This is a genomic window from Mesorhizobium sp. M0478, from assembly GCF_040321305.1.
Taxonomy (GTDB): domain Bacteria; phylum Pseudomonadota; class Alphaproteobacteria; order Rhizobiales; family Rhizobiaceae; genus Mesorhizobium.
In genome coordinates this window covers 232361-249446 of sequence record NZ_JAMYRH010000003.1, presented here as the reverse complement: position 1 = coordinate 249446, position 17086 = coordinate 232361, and the positions used below count along the sequence as shown (strand labels likewise).

The window sequence follows — 17086 nt, the reverse complement described above, 5'->3', positions numbered from 1 at the left end:
GGAGCAGGCGGCCCGCTGTTGAGCGGGCCGCTGTCGCATTTTGTCGAGCGTTGAAACGGACAGTGAGATGAACCAGCACGTCACGGCCGAGGCATCCGGTCCGGTCAATATATCGGCCGGGCAAGAAGATGTCGTACGCCTGGTCGACCTCAAGCGCCGCTTTGGCGCGACGCCTGCGCTCGACGGCGTCTCGCTGACGGTGCGCAAGGGCGAGATCCTCGGCATCATCGGCCGCAGCGGCGCCGGCAAGTCGACGCTGATCCGCTGCCTCAACGGGCTGGAGCGGCCGGACTCCGGCGACGTCTTCATCGAGGGCCGCGAGATCGGCCGGCTCGGCGAGCGTGAATTGCAGCCGCTGCGGCGTCGCATCGGCATGATCTTCCAGCACTTCAATCTGCTGTCGGCCAAGACCGTGGAGGACAATGTCGCGCTGCCGCTGAAGATCGAGGGCCGCCCAAAGGCCGAACGGCTGGCGCGCGCCGCCGAATTGCTCGACCTCGTCGGCCTGTCGGAGAAGGCGAAGGCCTATCCGTCCTCGCTGTCGGGCGGCCAGAAGCAGCGCGTCGGCATCGCCAGGGCGCTGGCCGCGCGGCCGGCGCTGCTGCTGTCCGACGAGGCGACCTCAGCGCTCGATCCGGAGACGACGCGCTCCATCCTGGCCTTGCTGAAAGACATCAACCGGCAGCTCGGCCTCACCATCCTGCTCATCACCCACGAGATGGAGGTGATCCGCTCGATCGCCGACCGCGTCGCGGTGATCGATGCCGGGCGCATCGTCGAACAAGGCCCGGTGTGGTCGGTCTTTGCCGAGCTGCGTTCCGAAATCACCAGGAGCCTGCTCGGCGGCATCCGCCCGCAACTGCCGGCCGAGATTGCCGGCCGGCTTGCTCCCGGAGGCGGCGCCGAGCTCATCCTCAGGGTCGACGTCGCAGGTGAGGCCGCGCGCGGTCCGCTGCTGTCCGATCTTGCGGTGGCCGTGCCGGGACGGTTCCGCCTCGTCCATGGTGGCATCGACCATGTCCAGCAGCAGCCGGTCGGCACGCTGTTCCTTGCGGTCGCGGGCAACGATCCGAAACATCTGTCCAAAGTAATCGCATTCCTGAAGGCCCGCGACGCACGGGTGGAGGTGCTTGGCCATGTCGCCGGTTCTGTTTGAACTTCTGCTGCGCTCGATCTGGGAGACGGTCCTGATGACGGCGGCATCGGGCCTCATCTCGCTCGTCTTCGGGCTGCCGCTCGGCCTGGCATTGATTGCCACCGAGCGCGGCGGCATTGCCGAAAGCCTGTGGGTGAACCGCGCGCTCGGCGCCGTCATCAACGGCTTCCGCTCGGTGCCTTTCATCATCCTTCTGGTGGCGCTGATCCCGGTGACGCGGCTGATCGTCGGCACCTCGATCGGCACCTGGGCGGCGATCGTGCCGTTGTCGATTGCGGCGACGCCCTACTATGCCCGCATCGCCGAAGTGTCGCTGCGCGAGGTCGATCGCGGCCTGATCGAGGCGGCGCGCGCCATGGGCGGCAACCGCTGGACGATCATCCGTGAGGTGCTGGTGCCCGAAGCTTTGCCCGGCATCGTTGCTGGTTTCACGGTGACGCTGGTGACCCTGATCGGCGCCTCGGCCATGGCCGGCGCCATCGGTGCCGGCGGGCTTGGCGACCTCGCCATCCGCTACGGCTACCAGCGTTTTGAGACCAGCGTCATGGTCGCCGTGGTCATTGTGCTGATCATCCTCGTTTGCGGCATCCAGTGGGTCGGTGACCGGCTGGTCGCCAGGCTGGACCGGCGCGGATGAGCGCCACGAACGTTATTTGCCGGCAGGCTGCCAAACGCAGCGCCGGCTTTCTCTATCGGCGCCGAGATTGGATTGCGCGTTGCTTTGATCGGACCGGCCTGCGTGCCACCGTGACAGCGGAACAAGGAGCTTGACCATGCCCAGGATCGTACCCGTGCTTGATCTCGGCCGTCTCGAACAGGGCGCTTCCGAGCGGCGAACGTTTCTCTTCGACCTGCGCACGGCCGCGCGCGATGTCGGCTTCTTCTATTTGACCGGCCACGGCATATCGGCTGCGGATACCGCAGAAGTGCTCGACGCCTCGCGCCGGTTCTTTGCCTTGCCGGAAGCCGACAAACTGGCGATCGAAATGGTGAAGTCCTCGCAGTTCCGCGGCTATACGCGCGCCGGCGGCGAGCTGACCAAAGGCAAGGCCGACTGGCGCGAACAGCTCGACATCGGCGTCGAACGCCCGGCCATCGAACAAGGCCCCGGCGTGCCCGCCTGGACGCGGCTGCAAGGGCCCAACCAGTGGCCGGCCACGCTGCCCGAGCTGAAGCCGGCGCTACTCGCATGGCAGGCCAAGGCGACGGCGGTGGCGATCCGGCTGCTCCGGGCCTTCGCTTTGTCGCTCGATCAGGCCGAGGACGCCTTCGATCCCGTCTACCGGGCCGAGCCCAACCATCGCATGAAGATCGTGCGCTACCCCGGCCGCGACGCCACCGGCGACAACCAGGGCGTCGGCGCGCACAAGGATGGCGGTTTCCTGACGCTTCTGTTGCAGGACGAGAGCAAGGGGCTGCAGGTCGAATATGACGGTGCCTGGGTCGACGTCGATCCGCTGCCCGACACGCTGGTGGTCAACATCGGCGAACTGCTCGAACTGGCGTCGAACGGCTATCTCCGGGCGACAGTCCACCGTGTGGTGACACCGCCGGCCGGCGTCGAGCGCGTCTCGGTCCCGTTCTTCTTCAGCGCCCGGCTCGACGCCACGATTCCGCTGCTCGACCTGCCCGAGGAACTGGCGGCCGAGGCGCGGGGCCCGGCCAGCGATCCCGACAATCCGCTGTTTCGCAATGTCGGCACCAATGTGCTGAAGAGCCGCCTGCGCTCGCATCCCGACGTGGCGCGCCGGCACTACGCCGATCTCCTGGAAACCGGCGCCTCACCGGCTGAAATCTTTCAAAACGAGATCGAAATTTCCGAATCTCGCGTTGTTTTAGAAAGCCGTTCGTCGCCATCTGCCGCGAATACGCGCATATAGGAATTATCGTTCGGCGGTTTCCTCCCATTCCACCGAGCGGTGTTCCCCTCTGAAGGTTCTTGACCTTCTTTTGGCCGGGCCGCTTTCGCGCCCGGCCTTTTTTATGTCAATAGCTCTTCTTTCTTCCCCACAAGGGGAGAAGGAAGAGGCGCCAGGGACTTCACCCAAACTTCGGATCAAGGCTGCCCGACTTGTACCGCTTGGCCATCTCAGCTACCGGCAGCGGCTTGATCTTCTGGGCATTGCCGGCGGTGCCGAACTGCTCGAAGCGCTGCTTGCACAGCTTGCGCATCGCCGCCATCGCCGGCGTCAGATATTTGCGCGGATCGAACTCGCTCGGGTTTTCGGTCAGCACCTTGCGGATGGCGCCGGTCAGCGCCATGCGGTTGTCGGTGTCGATGTTGATCTTGCGCACGCCGTGCTTGATGCCGCGCTGGATCTCTTCCACCGGCACGCCCCAGGTCGGCTTCATCTGGCCGCCATATTTGTTGATGATCTCCTGCAGGTCCTCGGGCACCGAGGACGAGCCGTGCATGACCAGATGCATGTTGGGCAGGCGGCGGTGGATTTCCTCGATGACATTCATCGCCAGCACCGCGCCGTCCGGCTTCCGCGAGAATTTGTAGGCGCCGTGGCTGGTGCCCATGGCGACAGCCAGCGCATCGACATGGGTGTCCTTGACGAATTCGACCGCCTGCACTGGGTCGGTCAAGAGCTGGTCGTGGCTGATGGCGCCTTCGACGCCGTGGCCGTCTTCCTGCTCGCCGCCGCCGCTCTCAAGCGAACCGAGCACACCGATCTCGCCTTCCACCGACACGCCGCCCCAATGCGCCATGTCGACGACGCGCCGGGTGATTCCGGAATTGTAGGCGTAGTCGGCCGGCGTCTTGCCGTCCTCTTTCAGCGAGCCGTCCATCATCACCGAGGTGAAGCCGTACTGGATGGCGGTGACGCAGGTGGCTTCGTTGTTGCCATGGTCGAGATGCATGCAGACCGGGATGTCGGGGTGGATTTCGACCAGCGCGTCGATCAGCTTGGCCAGCACCACATCATTGGCGTAGGCGCGGGCGCCGCGGCTTGCCTGCAGGATGACCGGCGACTTGGTCTCCTCGGCCGCCTCCATGATGGCGAGGCCCTGTTCCATATTGTTCATGTTGAAAGCGGGTACGCCGTAGCCGTACTCGGCGGCGTGGTCGAGCAATTGTCTCAGTGTTATGCGAGCCACCCAATAGTCTCCCGTATCTGGTTTCAAGCGCAACGTCGCGGGCCGGCCGATTGCCGGCCTAGATGCTTCTGGCCGGATTTCGCCAGAACCGCAACCGTCAGCGGCCATCGAGGCCGCAATTCTTGTTGCAGGGCTGAAATCCGGTAGCCAGCCGGTGAGGCGCTAATCTCCCCCATTGAGGGGGAGATGGCCGGCAGGTCAGAGGGGGTCGGTTCGACTGGAGCGCTAGCATCATCTGTCGGTGCTGGGAGGTCGCGTCAGGACGCGCCGACCCCCTCTGTCGCCTTTGGCGACATCTCCCCCTCAAGGGGGGAGATTATCCGCGTTCGGGGAACATCGCCTTCAAGCCTTCGCGCGAAGCCTTGGCCACACCGCGCTCGGTGATCAGCCCCGTCACCAGCCGTGCCGGCGTCACATCGAACGCCGGATTGGCCGCCGGCGTCGCTTCGGGCGAAACCCGAACCTGCGCGATCTTGCCGTCCGCCGTCTTGCCCCAGACCAGCGACACCTCGTCACCGGAGCGTTCCTCGATCGGGATTTCGGTGAGGCCATCACCCACCGTCCAGTCGATGGTCGGCGAGGGCAGAGCGACGTAGAAGGGCACCTCATTATCGGAGGCGGCGAGCGCCTTGAGATAGGTGCCGATCTTGTTGCAGACGTCGCCATTGGCCGTGGTGCGGTCGGTGCCCACGATCACCATGTCGACCGCGCCACGCTGCATCAGATGGCCGCCGGCATTGTCGACGATCAGCGTGTGCGGCACGCCGTGGCCGGCCATCTCCCAGGCGGTCAGCTGGGCGCCCTGGTTGCGCGGGCGCGTCTCGTCGACATAGACATGGACCGGAATGCCGGCCTCGACGGCGAGATAGATCGGCGACGTGGCGGTGCCGTAATCGACCGTCGCCAGCCAACCGGCGTTGCAGTGGGTGAGGATGTTGACCGGCTCGCCCGGCTTCTTGCGTGCCGCGATCTCCTTGATGATGGCAAGCCCGTTCTCGCCGATGGCGCGATTGAGATCGACATCCTCGTCGGCGATTTCGGCAGCGCGCTTATAGGCCGCCTCCGCGCGCTGTCCCAATACGATCGGCCTTAGGAACCGCCGCATCTCGTCCAGCGCCCAGCGTAGATTGATCGCAGTCGGCCGCGTCTTGTGCAGTGTCTCCCAGACCGCGTCGAGCGCTTCGTCAGACGGATCGTCCGCCATCTGGATGGCGACGCCGTAGGCCGCGGTGACGCCGATCAGCGGCGCGCCACGAACCCACATGTCACGGATCGCGGTGGCGATGCCGGCAACGCTCCCGATCGTCTCGACCCGGAACTCGTGCGGCAGCCAGCGCTGGTCGATGATCTCGACCGAACGCTGGTCGTCGCTCAGCCAGATGGTGCGGTAGTGGCGCTCGCCGACGTTCAAATCCTGCTCTCCCGTTCGATCAAAGCGGCCAGATTATTGACCTCGTCCATGCCGTGAATCTGGCGCCGGTTGACGGCGATGTGACGGCCGAATTTCAGCGCCTTGGCCTCGCAGGAGGCTCGCAGATCCTCGTCCTCGATGGTCTCGAAATCGGCATTGTGGGCGAGGCCGAGGATGCGCCGGTGCACCTCGATGCCGGCAAAGCCCAAGAGGTCGGTCCAGATCTGGTGCAGCACATGGTCGAGCGCCTGCTCCGAGGCGAGAATGTCGCCCTGATCCTCGAACAGGCTCTTCTGGTAAAGCATGCCGGTGCGCTCGGTGCGCCATAGATGCGAGAACTCGGCCCGGAACACCGTCCAGGTGTCGTTGGTCACCCCGAGCAGATAGGCACGCATGGCGTCACGCTTGCCCTTCTGTTCATGGCCGCGCTGCGAGAAGTAGGACATCCAGAAATTGGCGAGCAGCATGCCTACATCGAAGGCCATCGGACCGTAGAAGGCGAACTCCGGATCGATCATCCGCGTCTCGGTGTAGGTGACCATGATCGAGCCCGAATGCAGGTCGCCATGCAGCAGCGTCTCGGCGTTGGCGGCGAAGATATGCTTCAGCCGCTGCGCTTCGACCTTGAGGTCGCGGTCGGCGCGCAGTTCGGCAACCAGGCCGTCGAGCTGCGGCGAGGTGTGCCGGTTCAGCTTGGCATCGAAATATGGGTCGGAAAACACCAGGTCTTCGGTGATGCCGCAGAGCTCGACATTGTCGGCAAACAGCGCCAGGTCGGCCTTGCGGTCCTTGGTGGGCATGGAGAGATCAGAGCCGCGGAACAAAGTGCGGGCCATGAACAGGCCGATGTCGCGGGCGATATTTGGCAACTCGCGGCCGTCGATCAGGGCACGGCGCAGGATGATGTGCGGCGGCGCCAGATATTCCATGATGATCAGCGCCTGGGCTTCGTCGAAATGGAGGATCGCCGGCACCGAGCCCGGCGCGCGCGCCTCTTGCCGCGTCAGCGCGTGATACTCGAAGAAGGAGCGTTTGAGCGGCAACGGCCAGCTGTCGCCGACGAGGCGAACATAGGGCAGGGCCTGCTTGACCACGGCCGCACCCGAGCCGCCTTCGACGATGAAGACGAGGTTCAGATTGCCGTCGCCGACCTCGCGCACCTTCCAAGGGCCCTTGCCGATTTTGGCGCACAGCGCTTCGTTCGTACCGAGGCGCGTTGCAAGCGTCTCCACCGACAGTGCTTCAAACGGCAATTTCGCAGTCATTCCTCACCCTCCCGCTTGCTCGCTCCAATCATAGTGGAGCGATGGCGGTGAGGCCAAGCTAGGAAGCTGACTGGCAATTGTCAATCGAGTTGACAATTGATCACGTAGCCCATAGCGTCATCGTCAGGGAGGAACGAATGGGCAATGATGCCGTGTTCCGCGTGGACGGGCTGAGGAAATCCTTCGGCCTTATCGAGGTGCTTGGCGGCGTCTCGCTCGAACTGCATGCCGGTGAGATCACCGTGCTGATGGGCGCCAACGGCGCCGGCAAGTCCACCCTCGTCAAGATCATCAGCGGCGTCTACGACCATGAAGGCGGCATCATGCACCTCGCTGGCGGCAACTTTGCGCCGAACACGCCGGCAGAGGCGATCCGCGCCGGTGTCGTTACCGTGCACCAAAACATCAATGACGGCGTCGTCGCCGATCTCGATGTCGCCACCAATCTGACGCTCGACCGGTTGACCGGCAAGGGCGCGCCGCTGCTGTTCAACCCCGGCCGGGTGCGCCGCGAAGCCAAAGCGGTGGCCGACCGCATGGGGCTCGCCATCGACCTCAAGGCCCGCATCAGCGACCTGTCGCTGGCCGATCGCCAGATGGTGGCCATCGCGCGCGCCATGGCGCACCAGCCGAAAGTGCTGATCCTCGACGAGCCGACCTCGTCGCTGTCCAGCGCCGAGGCCGACCGGTTGTTTGCGCTGCTCGACCGCTTGCGCGAGCAGGGCGTCGCCATCCTCTACATCTCGCATCGCATGTCGGATATCAGGCGGCTGGCCGACCGCATCGTCTCGATGCGCGATGGCGTCATCTCAGGCGTCTTCGATAGCAAGCCTCTCGACTATGAGGGCGCCGTTAACGCCATGCTCGGCCGCAAGATCCATCTTGACCGCATCGAAGCCAGGAGTTCTGCCGAGCCGATCCTGACCGTCGATGCCTTCCGCATCGCCCCTGGTGCCCGGCCATTCTCGCTGACTCTCGGCGACGGCGAGGTCGTTGCCATTACCGGCCTCGTCGGCGTCGGCAAGACAGCGCTCGCCGAGACGCTGTTCGGCCTGCGCAAGCCGCTGTCCGGTACGATGACTTTATATGGCAAGCCCTATGCGCCTGGGTCGACGGGCGAAGCCATCGCCGCCGGCGTGTTTCTGGTCGCCAAGGACCGTGGCGAAAACGGCATCGTCGGCGGCTTCAACATCCAGGAAAACATCAGCCTGCCCTTCCACAAGCGCATGTCGCGCTTTTCAGTTCTCAAACGCGGCCTTGAACGCACTATTGCCCGCCGGCAGATCGAGGATCTCGGCATCGTCTGCCGCTCGGAGAAGGACGACATGACCACTCTGTCGGGCGGCAACCAGCAGAAGGTGATGGTGGCCCGCTGGATGGCGCAGGACGCCCGATTGTTCATTCTCGACGAACCGTTCCAGGGCGTCGATATCTCCGCCAGGCGCGACATCGCCGCCAAGCTGAGGGCCAGCGCCAATGGCCGCGCCACGCTGCTGTTCGTCACCGAACTCGACGAGGCACTGGAGACGGCCGATCGCATATTGGTGATGTCCGAGCAGACCATCGTCGGCGAACACCGCAACGCCGATGTCGATCTCGACCGTCTGCTGGCCGAAGTCGCGGGCGGGCCGTTGCACAGTGCGGCCTGAGCCACGATGATTGAAGAACTGAGGGTTGGAATGGAGTGCACGGGTTTGAGTTGGGTATTGACGGCGGGCGCTGAATGACGCTGCGCGATTACGCTATCCGCTACGGGTTCATCGTGCTTCTGTTCGGGCTGATCGCGTATTTCGCCATCGCCGCCGACGGGTTCGTCTCGCCGCAAAGTGCCGTCTTCATTTTCCAGTCGGTCGCCATCACCGGCGTGCTGGCGCTGGGCGTCACCGCCACACTGGTTGTCGGCGGCTTCGATCTCTCGATCGGCTCGGTTGCCACATCGGCCATGATGGCGGCTGCCTATGTCATGGTGGTGCTGGAGCAGAACGTTGTCGTCGCTGTCCTCATCTGCCTGCTCATCGGCGCCCTTGTCGGCCTCATCAATGGCTGGCTGATCGTCTATATGCGCGTGCCCGATCTGCTGGCGACGCTCGGCATGATGTTCCTGCTCGTCGGCCTCCAGCGCATCCCGACTGAAGGACGCTCCATCGCCACCGGTATGACAATGCCGGACGGCTCGGTCGCCAACGGCAAATTCTCCGACGCCTTCCTGGCGCTCGGCCGCCATCGCTTCGACTTCTTCATCCCGAACCTCATTCCGGTCTCGGTGGTCGTGCTGATCGTGCTCGCCGTGCTGATCTGGTTCTTCCTCGAATACACACGCTTCGGCCGCATGATGTATGCCGTGGGCAGCAATGAACGGGCCGCCGAACTCGCCGGCGCGCCTGTCAAGGCATACAAAATCTGGGCCTACGTCATTTCAGGAGTTTTTGCCTCGATCGGCGGGATTTTGCTGGCCGCACGGCTTGGACGCGGTGACATCGCGTCGGGTAATAATCTGCTGCTCGATGCGGTTGCCGCGGCGCTGATCGGCTACGCAGTGCTCGGCGCCGCCAAGCCGAACGCCTTCGGCACCGCCATCGGCGCGCTGTTCGTCGGCATCCTGCTGCAAGGCCTGACGATGATGAACGCGCCTTACTACACGCAGGATTTCGTCAAGGGCGTGGTTCTCGTCGTCGCCCTTGTCTTTACCTTCGCCCTTTCCGGCCGGGGCAGGAGATAGAATGGCTGCCGGGACAGTTTTGGGTTCAACAAACGGAGGAAAGAACGTGAACATCACAAGACGACTTTTGGGGAAGGTCGCGCTCGGATTGGCCGGCGCAACAATGCTGATGCAGGTCCCGGCCTTTGCCGCCGACAAGCCGGCGCCGTTCGACAAGCCCGGCGTCAAGATCGCGCTGGTGCGCTATCTCTCGACCGGCGATTTCTTCCAGGCCTATCTCTCGGGCGTCGAGTCCCAGTCCAAGGCGCTCGGCATCGATCTGCGCGTGCTCGACAGCCGCCAGGACGCCGCCCTTCAATCCGACATGGTCGACCAGGCCATCGCACTCGGCGTGCAGGGCATCATCATCCAGCACGGCCTGACGGAATCGATGAAGGACGCCGCCCAGCGCGCGGTCGATGCCGGCATCAAGGTCGTCGCCTTCGACGTCAATGTCGAAAACCCCAAGATCCCGCAGATCGAACAGTCCGACAAGGACCTTGCGCGTCTGGCGCTCGAGCAGGCGGTCAAGGACAATGGCGAGAGCTGGAACGCCGGCTATGTCTATGTCGCTGGCATCGCGCCGCTCGACCGCCGCAACGAGACCTGGGTCGACGTGAAGAAGAAACATGCCGGCATCAAGGAAGTCGCGATGTTCGGCACGCTCGACAACCCGATCGCCAACTCGGTCGCCAACCAGGCGCGCTCGGTGCTGCAGGCGCATCCCGACATCAATGTGATGTTCGCGCCCTATGACGAGTTCGCCAAGGGTGTGAAGATCGCCGTCGACGAGGCGGGGCTGAACAAGAAGATCAAGATCTACTCCGCCGACATCTCTACCTCGGACATCGCGGCCATGCGCGAGACCGACAGCGCCTGGGCCGCCACCGCCGCCACCAACCCTGCCGTCGTCGGCCAGGTCTCGGTGCGCGCGCTGGCGCAGCTGCTCGCCGGTGAAGATCCCGGCCACAACGTCATCGTGCCGCCGACGCTGATCACCCAGAAGGACCTGATCGACAAGGACATCAAGAACATGGAGGACCTGTCGGCCAAGCTGCCGCAATTCGCCCATGCCGATGTCGCCATGCCGGCCTGGATGCCGAACCCGAACGCGAAGTAGGATCGGTCATCTGATAGATGCGAAGGGCGGCATGGGCCGCTCTTTTCATATTGATCGTAAGCCTGCCGGCCTACAACCAATGGTCTGGATCGCGCATCCCGTGGACAATCGCCACAGCGATAACACCATCGGGCTGCGGCTCGTAGATGATGATATAGCGGCCTTCGACGAGCACGCGGGCCGTTGCGCTTAACTCGGGCCGTGCGCTGCCCATCTTGGGGTGCTGCGCCGCCAGCTCCAGTCTTTCGAAAATGCGCATCAACAGTCTGTCTGCTGCCTTTTCATTGTCGGCGGCGATGGTGTGCCAGATGTCTCGCAAATCCTGCGAAGCGCGCGGTGTGAGCCTATAGCTAGCCACGGGCGCGGCGTTCTGCCTTCAGGCTGCCGATGAACTCGGTGGGGTCGACAGCCACTGGCTTGCCGCTGCCCATCCCGTCGGCATAGGCCCGCTTCAAGTGCTGGAGTTCGAGCGTGCGCAATTCCTCGCGCTGCTCCCATAAGCGCAGGGCGTCGCGGACAATCTCGCTGTTGGAAGCATAACCGCCACCTTCGATAGCGCTTTGCAGGCGAGCTATCTGCTGCGCGGTGAGGGATATGGTGAGGGTGCGCATAGGTTCGTTTTTCATACCCACATTATAATGCATCCAACAAGATCTAACAATATCTGTTAGGAATCTGCCCCTGCATCATGACCGCCCGACTCGCACCAGCCACCGCGCCGTCCTCGCCATGCAGGCGTGCAGTACCGGAACACCATATTCGATGGCAGGCAGGTCGTGCGGCGCACCCTTGGCGGGGATCGCCAGCATCCGCCCATGCCCGCCCGGCGCCAGGCAAAGCTGCGTCCCATCAGACGGTGTCGCCAGCGCGCCGTCCTTGAAATTGCTCAGCAGCCATTGGCCTTCGCGGGTGACGAAGATGGGAACGGCGTCGTATTTCGCCGGGTCCAGCGCGGCTATGACATTGGTTGCCGAAAGCAGCGACACCTCATGCTCGGCGGAGCGCCCGCCGAACAGCAAGCCGACACGAAGTCTCTTCGCAGCCATCGACAACTCCACCAAGGATCAGGGTCGGAGCTCGCATGCGAAACACAAGGCGCGCCCTAAAGTGGTCGAGCAATAGGCCAAGGATTGGAGTGGATTTTGACCAGTTCGAGCAGTTTTTCAGCACGACCTGCAAAAGCAGTTCTCCGCCTGGAGTCCTTCAGGTGGGAGAGCGGTTCGTCGTTTTGGTGAACGATGAACCGCTCCAGGTCTATGTCTAGCGCAGCGCTGCGGCGATGTTGCCACCGTCGACCGTCGTCACATCGGCGGTGGTGCGTTCGGCCAATGCTTGGTGCAGGAAGGCCTGCGCCACGTCTTCTGCCGTCACCTCCTGTCCGAGCAGATTGCCCGACATGTATTCCTTCTCCGACACGCCGCGCGCGCCGGAACGGCTGGCGATCATGGCGTCGGTCAACAGGCCGGAGCGGATGCGGTCGGCGTTGACCGCATTGGAGCGGATGCCGTGCGCGCCGTAGTCGAGCGCATATTGCCGGGACAGGAATAGCGTCGCCGCCTTCGGCACACCATAGGCGCCGAATTTCGGACCCGGGTTGACCGCCTGCTTGGAGGTGTTGAACAACAACACACCGCCGGTGCCCTGTTCCAGCATGATGCGCACCGCGTTCTGCGCCGCCGACTGGTGGGCGAAGAAGTTGAGCTCGAAACTCTTGCGCAGCAGGGCATCGTCGAGCTCGCCGATGCGGCCTTCCCAGGCGGCACCGGCGTTGGAGACCAGAATGTCGACGCCGCCATAGACAGCGACAGCTTTGTCGAAGGCGGCGTGCAGCTCGGCCGGGTTGGTGATGTCGGCGCCGACGCCGATCGAATTGTTGCCGGCTGCCTTTGCCGCCTCGGCCGCCCTGGCCGCATCGAGATCGACGACGACGGCATGCGCGCCATTGGCGGCGAACAGTTTTGCCGTCGCAGCACCGATCGCGCCGGCGCCGCCAGTGATCAGCACCACCTGGCCGGTCAGCGGCTTCGGCTTGTTGGAGGCGAGCTTGGCCTGCTCAAGCGACCAGTACTCCAGCGGGAAGAGGTCGGCCTTCGATAGAGGATGGAAGCTGCCGACGGCCTCGGCGCCGCGCACCGCCTCGATCCACATCTCGCCGACATCAGATGCGATCTTCGCATCCTTCAGCGTGCGGCCATGGCCGAACATGCCGAGGCCCGGCACCAGCGTCAGCCGCGGCATCGGGTCGAGCATGGTGCGCTGGACGTCGTCCAGCGCATCGTTGGTTTCGAAATAGGCGCGATAGTCGTTGGCGAAGGCGTCGACATGGCTCTTGATGACGGCCTTGTAGTCGCCAATCTTGTCGGCGTCTGGCACCGGAACCGCCATCGGTCCGGTCTTGATGCGGATCGACAGGTCGGGCGTCGACACGCCGCGTCCGGCATAGTCTGCAATGCCGGCTGAGTTGATGAAATCGACGATGGCGTCCGAAGTGCGGAAATCGCTGATCATGCGGTCGAAGCGGCCTTCGCCACGCGCCACTGCCACCGCGCCACGCAGCATCGGCGCGATCGCTGCCGGCGTTGCGAGCTTGGCCGGCAGTGCGGCTTTCGCTGTCTTCGGCTTGCCGTTCTTCGCCACATAGTCTTCGGCCACGTTCACATAATGGATCATGCGGTCATAGGCCTGCTTCGCATCGTCGCCGAAGGTGAAGATGCCATGCTTGTCGAGGATCAGGCCTTCGACGCTGGGGTCGGCGTCGTAGACATCGGCGGCCACCTTGGCGAGGTCGAAGCCCGGCTTGATGTAGGGCACGTACCCCATCTTGTCGCCGAACACGGTCTTGATCAGCGGCTTGCTGTCCGGCTGGTCGACGATGGCGAGGATCGCGGTCGAATGCGTGTGGTCGACGAATTTATGCGGCAGGAAGGCGTGCAGCAGCGTCTCGACCGATGGATTGGGGGAGGCGGGGTCGATGAGGTTCGCCCGCTGCAGCGCCACCATGTCCTCGTCGGCGAGGCTGGCCAGCGCACGCGCCTTCAGCAGCGCGCCGAGCTTGACCGACGGCAGGCCTTGCGGCTCGATCACACCCATGTCCCAGCCGCTGCCCTTGACGCACAGCACATCCCATTCGTCGCCGACGAGATCGGTGGCCTTGGTCTTGCAGGAGGTGTTGCCGCCGCCATGCAGCACCAGCCGCGGCTCGCCGCCGAGCAGCCGGGTCGTGTAGACGCGCAGCGCGAGGTCGCGGGCAACGCCCTTTTTCGCATAGTCGGCAACCAGTCTTTCCGCGTCGCCGTCATTCCAAAGGTTCTTCATGTCGCTATGTCCGCTTTGCTGTCTTTGATGTTGCTGTGAACAGGAGTACCGCGACGCCTTGATGACAATGCGCCGGCTGCTGGGATTTCGTTGGTCAGGAAGCCTTTTTTGCCCCCGCACTGGCTCCGGCATGGTCGAGCAGCCGCCGCGCCATGCTGGCGCCGACGACGAGATGCGTGCAGAGCCCGCCGGCGAGCGCGGCGAGCAGCGGTTCGAACTTGCTGTCTTCCTGCACCACCATCAGCCGCTTTTCGATCTGGCGCAGTGACGACAGCGAGGCCGAGATGACGCGGCGGTTGTAGCTGCAGTCGAGCGCCTTGCCGGCGGCATCGATGATCTGGCCGGCAACGACGCCGGCGGCGCCCGCTTCGCGCAACAGCCCCATCTCGCCGGGGCTGAGCGCGCCGCATTTGACGACATGGCTGTCGCCATCGACCGTGCCTACCGAATAGAGCGCCAGATCGCAGTTTGCAATATCGGCCAGTTGTTCGCGGATCACCGGTTCGGCGCGCAGCCCATGCGCCAGCAATTCCGTCGTCAGCACCAGCGGCGCGTAGAAATTGAGGCCCTTGGCGTTGAGCCGCCGGGCGATCTCCATCGTGCACTGGTCGGGACGGTAGGAGTAGGGCGCGCCGAGATTGCCGCAGAGCTGCACAACGGTGACGTCCTGCAGGTCGGCATAGGACATGACGTCGGCGATGGTGTAGACGGTGCGGCCCCAGGCGACGCCGATCCGGCCGCCCTTCTTGACCAGTTCGAGAAAGACGCCCGCCGCCAGCACCGCAACGTCCGTCGAAGGGTCGACGACATAGGCATTCTCCGGCGCGATCCACACCGCATCAAGCTTGAGCGCGTCCTCGAGCTGGCGCGCAAGCACGTCGTCGGTGAACAGCTGCGTCGAGGTCGAGATGTTGACGATGCCGGTCTCGCGCGCCTTGCGCAAATACATGGCGACCGAGGCGCGGGAGATGTTAAGCTGGCTGGCGACCTGGTCCTGGCGCAGGCCATGGGCATAATAGAGCCATGCGGCCTTGTGGATAAGCTGTTCTGCCGGTCGGATCGCCATGCCGTCTCCTCGGCTGACATTATTCACGGCTCTCGACAAAAGTCAAACTGGCGTGGGTACACGATACCTCTTTGCCCAGCGAATCTGGACGATCATTGCGCCAAATGTGCCCGGTCGGGAATCGCCGATGGTGACGTGGCGGGAAGCTGTGGATAGAAGTTCTCAACAATGAAAATTCGGGGAGCACGGGATGGGCAGTCCCTACGAGCAGGATCTCGGCAAGAACGCCGCCAACCATCAGCCGCTGACGCCGCTCACCTATCTGGAGCGGGCGGCAAGCACCTATCCCGATCATGTCGCCATCATCCATGGCAGCCAGCGCATCACCTATCGCACCTTCTGGCAGCGCTCGCTGAAGCTCGCCTCGGCGCTGTCGAAGCGCGGCATCGGCAAGGGCGATACCGTCACGGTGATGCTGTCGAACACGCCGCCGATGCTGGAGGCGCATTTCGGCGTGCCGATGGCCAAAGCGGTGCTGCATTCGCTCAACACAAGGCTCGATGCCGCCGTCATCGCGTTCCAGCTCGACCATGCCGAGACCAAGGTGCTCATCGTCGACCGCGAATTCGCTGCTGTCGTCAAACAGGCACTGGCACTGGCCAAGGTGAAGCCGCTGGTCATCGACTATGACGATCCCGACTATGCCAGCGATGCACCCTATCCGAAGGGCGAGCGCATCGGCGCGATCGACTATGAGGGGTTCGTCGCCGGCGGTGACGAGGGCTACGCCTGGTCGATGCCCGACGACGAATGGGACGCCATCTCGCTCAACTACACCTCGGGCACCACCGGTAACCCGAAGGGCGTCGTCTACCACCATCGCGGCGCTGCCCTGATGGCCTACACCAATACCATCCATGCCGGCATGGCCAAGCACGCCGTCTATCTGTGGACGCTGCCGATGTTCCACTGCAATGGCTGGTGCTTCCCGTGGACGCTGGCCGTCCAGGCCGGCACCCATGTCTGCCTGCGCTGGGTGCGGCCGAAGCCGATCTACGATGCCATCGCCGACCACGGCGTCACACATCTTTGCGGTGCGCCGGTCGTCATGTCGGTGCTCATCAACGCCAGCGATGAGGACAAGCGCCACTTCCCGCAGACCGTTACCTTCAACACCGCTGCCGCGCCGCCGCCGGAAGCCGTGCTGTCAGGCATGGCCGATGCCGGCTTTGCCGTCACCCATCTCTACGGCCTGACCGAGACCTATGGCCCGGCGGTCGTCAACGAATGGCACACCGCCTGGGACGGTCTCGACAAGGGCGAACGCAGCGCCAGAAAGGCCAGGCAGGGCGTGCGCTATGCCGCACTCGAAGGCCTGACGGTGATGGACGCGGAGACGATGCAGAAGACGCCGGCCGACGGCGAGACCATCGGCGAGGTCATGTTCCGCGGCAACATCGTCATGAAGGGCTATCTGAAGAACAGGAAGGCGACCGACGAGGCTTTCGCCGGCGGCTGGTTCCACTCCGGCGACCTCGGCGTCATGCATCCCGACGGCTACATCCAGCTCAAGGACCGCTCCAAGGACATCATCATCTCCGGCGGCGAGAACATTTCATCGATCGAGGTCGAGGAAGCCCTCTACAAACACCCGTCCGTGGCGTCCTGCGGCGTCGTCGCCAAGGCAGACGACAAATGGGGCGAGGTGCCGGTCGCCTATGTCGAGCTGAAGCCCGGCAAGGTGGCAAGCGAGGCCGAGATCATCGAACACTGCCGCGCGCTGCTCGCCCGCTTCAAGGTGCCGAAGGCGGTGATTTTTGCCGAGATCCCGAAGACATCGACGGGGAAGATCCAGAAGTTTCAGCTGCGGGAAATGGCGAAGGGATCTTAGTTCCAGAGCGCAACGGCACGCGCAAGGTCGAGTTCGCGCACACCCTCTGTCACCAAATTATACGCGTACGTCGAATTCGCATTGACACTTCCCTCTTTTCGATTTACGACTGACGAAAG

The 17086-nt window shown here is 63.9% G+C and carries 14 protein-coding genes and 1 pseudogene; 7 read left to right on the top strand and 8 right to left on the bottom strand.

Annotated features, from left to right (window positions below; translation table 11 throughout):
- Positions 1–67: 67 nt before the first annotated feature.
- The 3 genes from NKI64_RS09125 to NKI64_RS09115 all read left to right on the top strand — a co-directional run bounded on the left by NKI64_RS09125 (position 68) and on the right by NKI64_RS09115 (position 3036).
- The gene (locus NKI64_RS09125) at positions 68–1156 is read left to right on the top strand and encodes a methionine ABC transporter ATP-binding protein (protein WP_352667644.1); all 1089 of its coding nucleotides are present in this window, start codon (positions 68–70) and stop codon (positions 1154–1156) included.
- The gene (locus NKI64_RS09120) at positions 1137–1793 is read left to right on the top strand and encodes a methionine ABC transporter permease (RefSeq protein ID WP_023668578.1); all 657 of its coding nucleotides are present in this window, start codon (positions 1137–1139) and stop codon (positions 1791–1793) included. The genes NKI64_RS09125 and NKI64_RS09120 overlap by 20 nt, the downstream gene beginning before the upstream one ends.
- A 136-nt stretch (positions 1794–1929) precedes the next feature.
- The gene (locus NKI64_RS09115) at positions 1930–3036 is read left to right on the top strand and encodes an isopenicillin N synthase family dioxygenase (protein WP_023701524.1); all 1107 of its coding nucleotides are present in this window, start codon (positions 1930–1932) and stop codon (positions 3034–3036) included.
- 160 nt (positions 3037–3196) lie between these two features.
- Here the strand turns inward: NKI64_RS09115 and fba are convergent, their stop codons facing one another.
- The 3 genes from fba to mtnK all read right to left on the bottom strand — a co-directional run bounded on the left by fba (position 3197) and on the right by mtnK (position 6937).
- Positions 3197–4261 (bottom strand): class II fructose-bisphosphate aldolase, encoded by a 1065-nt coding sequence (gene fba, locus NKI64_RS09110; protein WP_352625580.1) that lies wholly within the window; start codon positions 4259–4261, stop codon positions 3197–3199.
- A gap of 316 nt (positions 4262–4577) precedes the next feature.
- Complete coding sequence (mtnA, locus tag NKI64_RS09105) at positions 4578–5672, bottom strand: S-methyl-5-thioribose-1-phosphate isomerase (RefSeq protein ID WP_023668575.1); 1095 nt, start codon at positions 5670–5672, stop codon at positions 4578–4580.
- Positions 5669–6937 carry an S-methyl-5-thioribose kinase gene (gene mtnK, locus NKI64_RS09100; RefSeq protein WP_352667639.1) on the bottom strand — a complete coding sequence of 423 codons (1269 nt, stop codon included), beginning with the start codon at positions 6935–6937 and terminating at the stop codon, positions 5669–5671. The genes mtnA and mtnK overlap by 4 nt, the downstream gene beginning before the upstream one ends.
- Before the next feature lie 137 nt (positions 6938–7074).
- Between mtnK and NKI64_RS09095 the strand changes: the two genes are divergently transcribed.
- The 3 genes from NKI64_RS09095 (at position 7075) to NKI64_RS09085 (ending at position 10755) form a co-directional block, all read left to right on the top strand.
- A complete protein-coding gene (locus NKI64_RS09095) occupies positions 7075–8586 on the top strand; it encodes a sugar ABC transporter ATP-binding protein (protein ID WP_352537167.1) in 1512 nt (503 codons plus the stop codon).
- Positions 8587–8660: 74 nt separating this feature from the next.
- Entirely contained in the window at positions 8661–9656 is a 996-nt protein-coding gene (locus NKI64_RS09090) for an ABC transporter permease (RefSeq protein ID WP_023668572.1), read from the top strand.
- A 46-nt stretch (positions 9657–9702) separates the two neighbouring features.
- Positions 9703–10755 carry a substrate-binding domain-containing protein gene (locus NKI64_RS09085; RefSeq protein ID WP_023692173.1) on the top strand — a complete coding sequence of 351 codons (1053 nt, stop codon included), beginning with the start codon at positions 9703–9705 and terminating at the stop codon, positions 10753–10755.
- A gap of 70 nt (positions 10756–10825) precedes the next feature.
- Here the strand turns inward: NKI64_RS09085 and NKI64_RS09080 are convergent, their stop codons facing one another.
- The 5 genes and pseudogenes from NKI64_RS09080 to NKI64_RS09060 all read right to left on the bottom strand — a co-directional run bounded on the left by NKI64_RS09080 (position 10826) and on the right by NKI64_RS09060 (position 15136).
- Entirely contained in the window at positions 10826–11113 is a 288-nt protein-coding gene (locus NKI64_RS09080; RefSeq protein ID WP_023696644.1) for a type II toxin-antitoxin system RelE/ParE family toxin, read from the bottom strand.
- Entirely contained in the window at positions 11106–11366 is a 261-nt protein-coding gene (locus NKI64_RS09075; RefSeq protein ID WP_023692171.1) for a ribbon-helix-helix domain-containing protein, read from the bottom strand. The genes NKI64_RS09080 and NKI64_RS09075 overlap by 8 nt, the downstream gene beginning before the upstream one ends.
- Positions 11367–11454: 88 nt before the next feature.
- A pseudogene (locus NKI64_RS09070) lies at positions 11455–11801 on the bottom strand (D-alanine--D-alanine ligase A); the annotation flags it as partial.
- A 214-nt stretch (positions 11802–12015) separates the two neighbouring features.
- Positions 12016–14070 carry a bifunctional aldolase/short-chain dehydrogenase gene (locus NKI64_RS09065; RefSeq protein ID WP_352667634.1) on the bottom strand — a complete coding sequence of 685 codons (2055 nt, stop codon included), beginning with the start codon at positions 14068–14070 and terminating at the stop codon, positions 12016–12018.
- 94 nt (positions 14071–14164) lie between these two features.
- Entirely contained in the window at positions 14165–15136 is a 972-nt protein-coding gene (locus NKI64_RS09060; protein WP_352667631.1) for a sugar-binding transcriptional regulator, read from the bottom strand.
- Between the two features lie 190 nt (positions 15137–15326).
- On the opposite strand from NKI64_RS09060, the gene NKI64_RS09055 reads away from it, so the two are divergent.
- Positions 15327–16967 carry an acyl-CoA synthetase gene (locus NKI64_RS09055; protein ID WP_352667628.1) on the top strand — a complete coding sequence of 547 codons (1641 nt, stop codon included), beginning with the start codon at positions 15327–15329 and terminating at the stop codon, positions 16965–16967.
- Positions 16968–17086 lie beyond the last annotated feature (119 nt).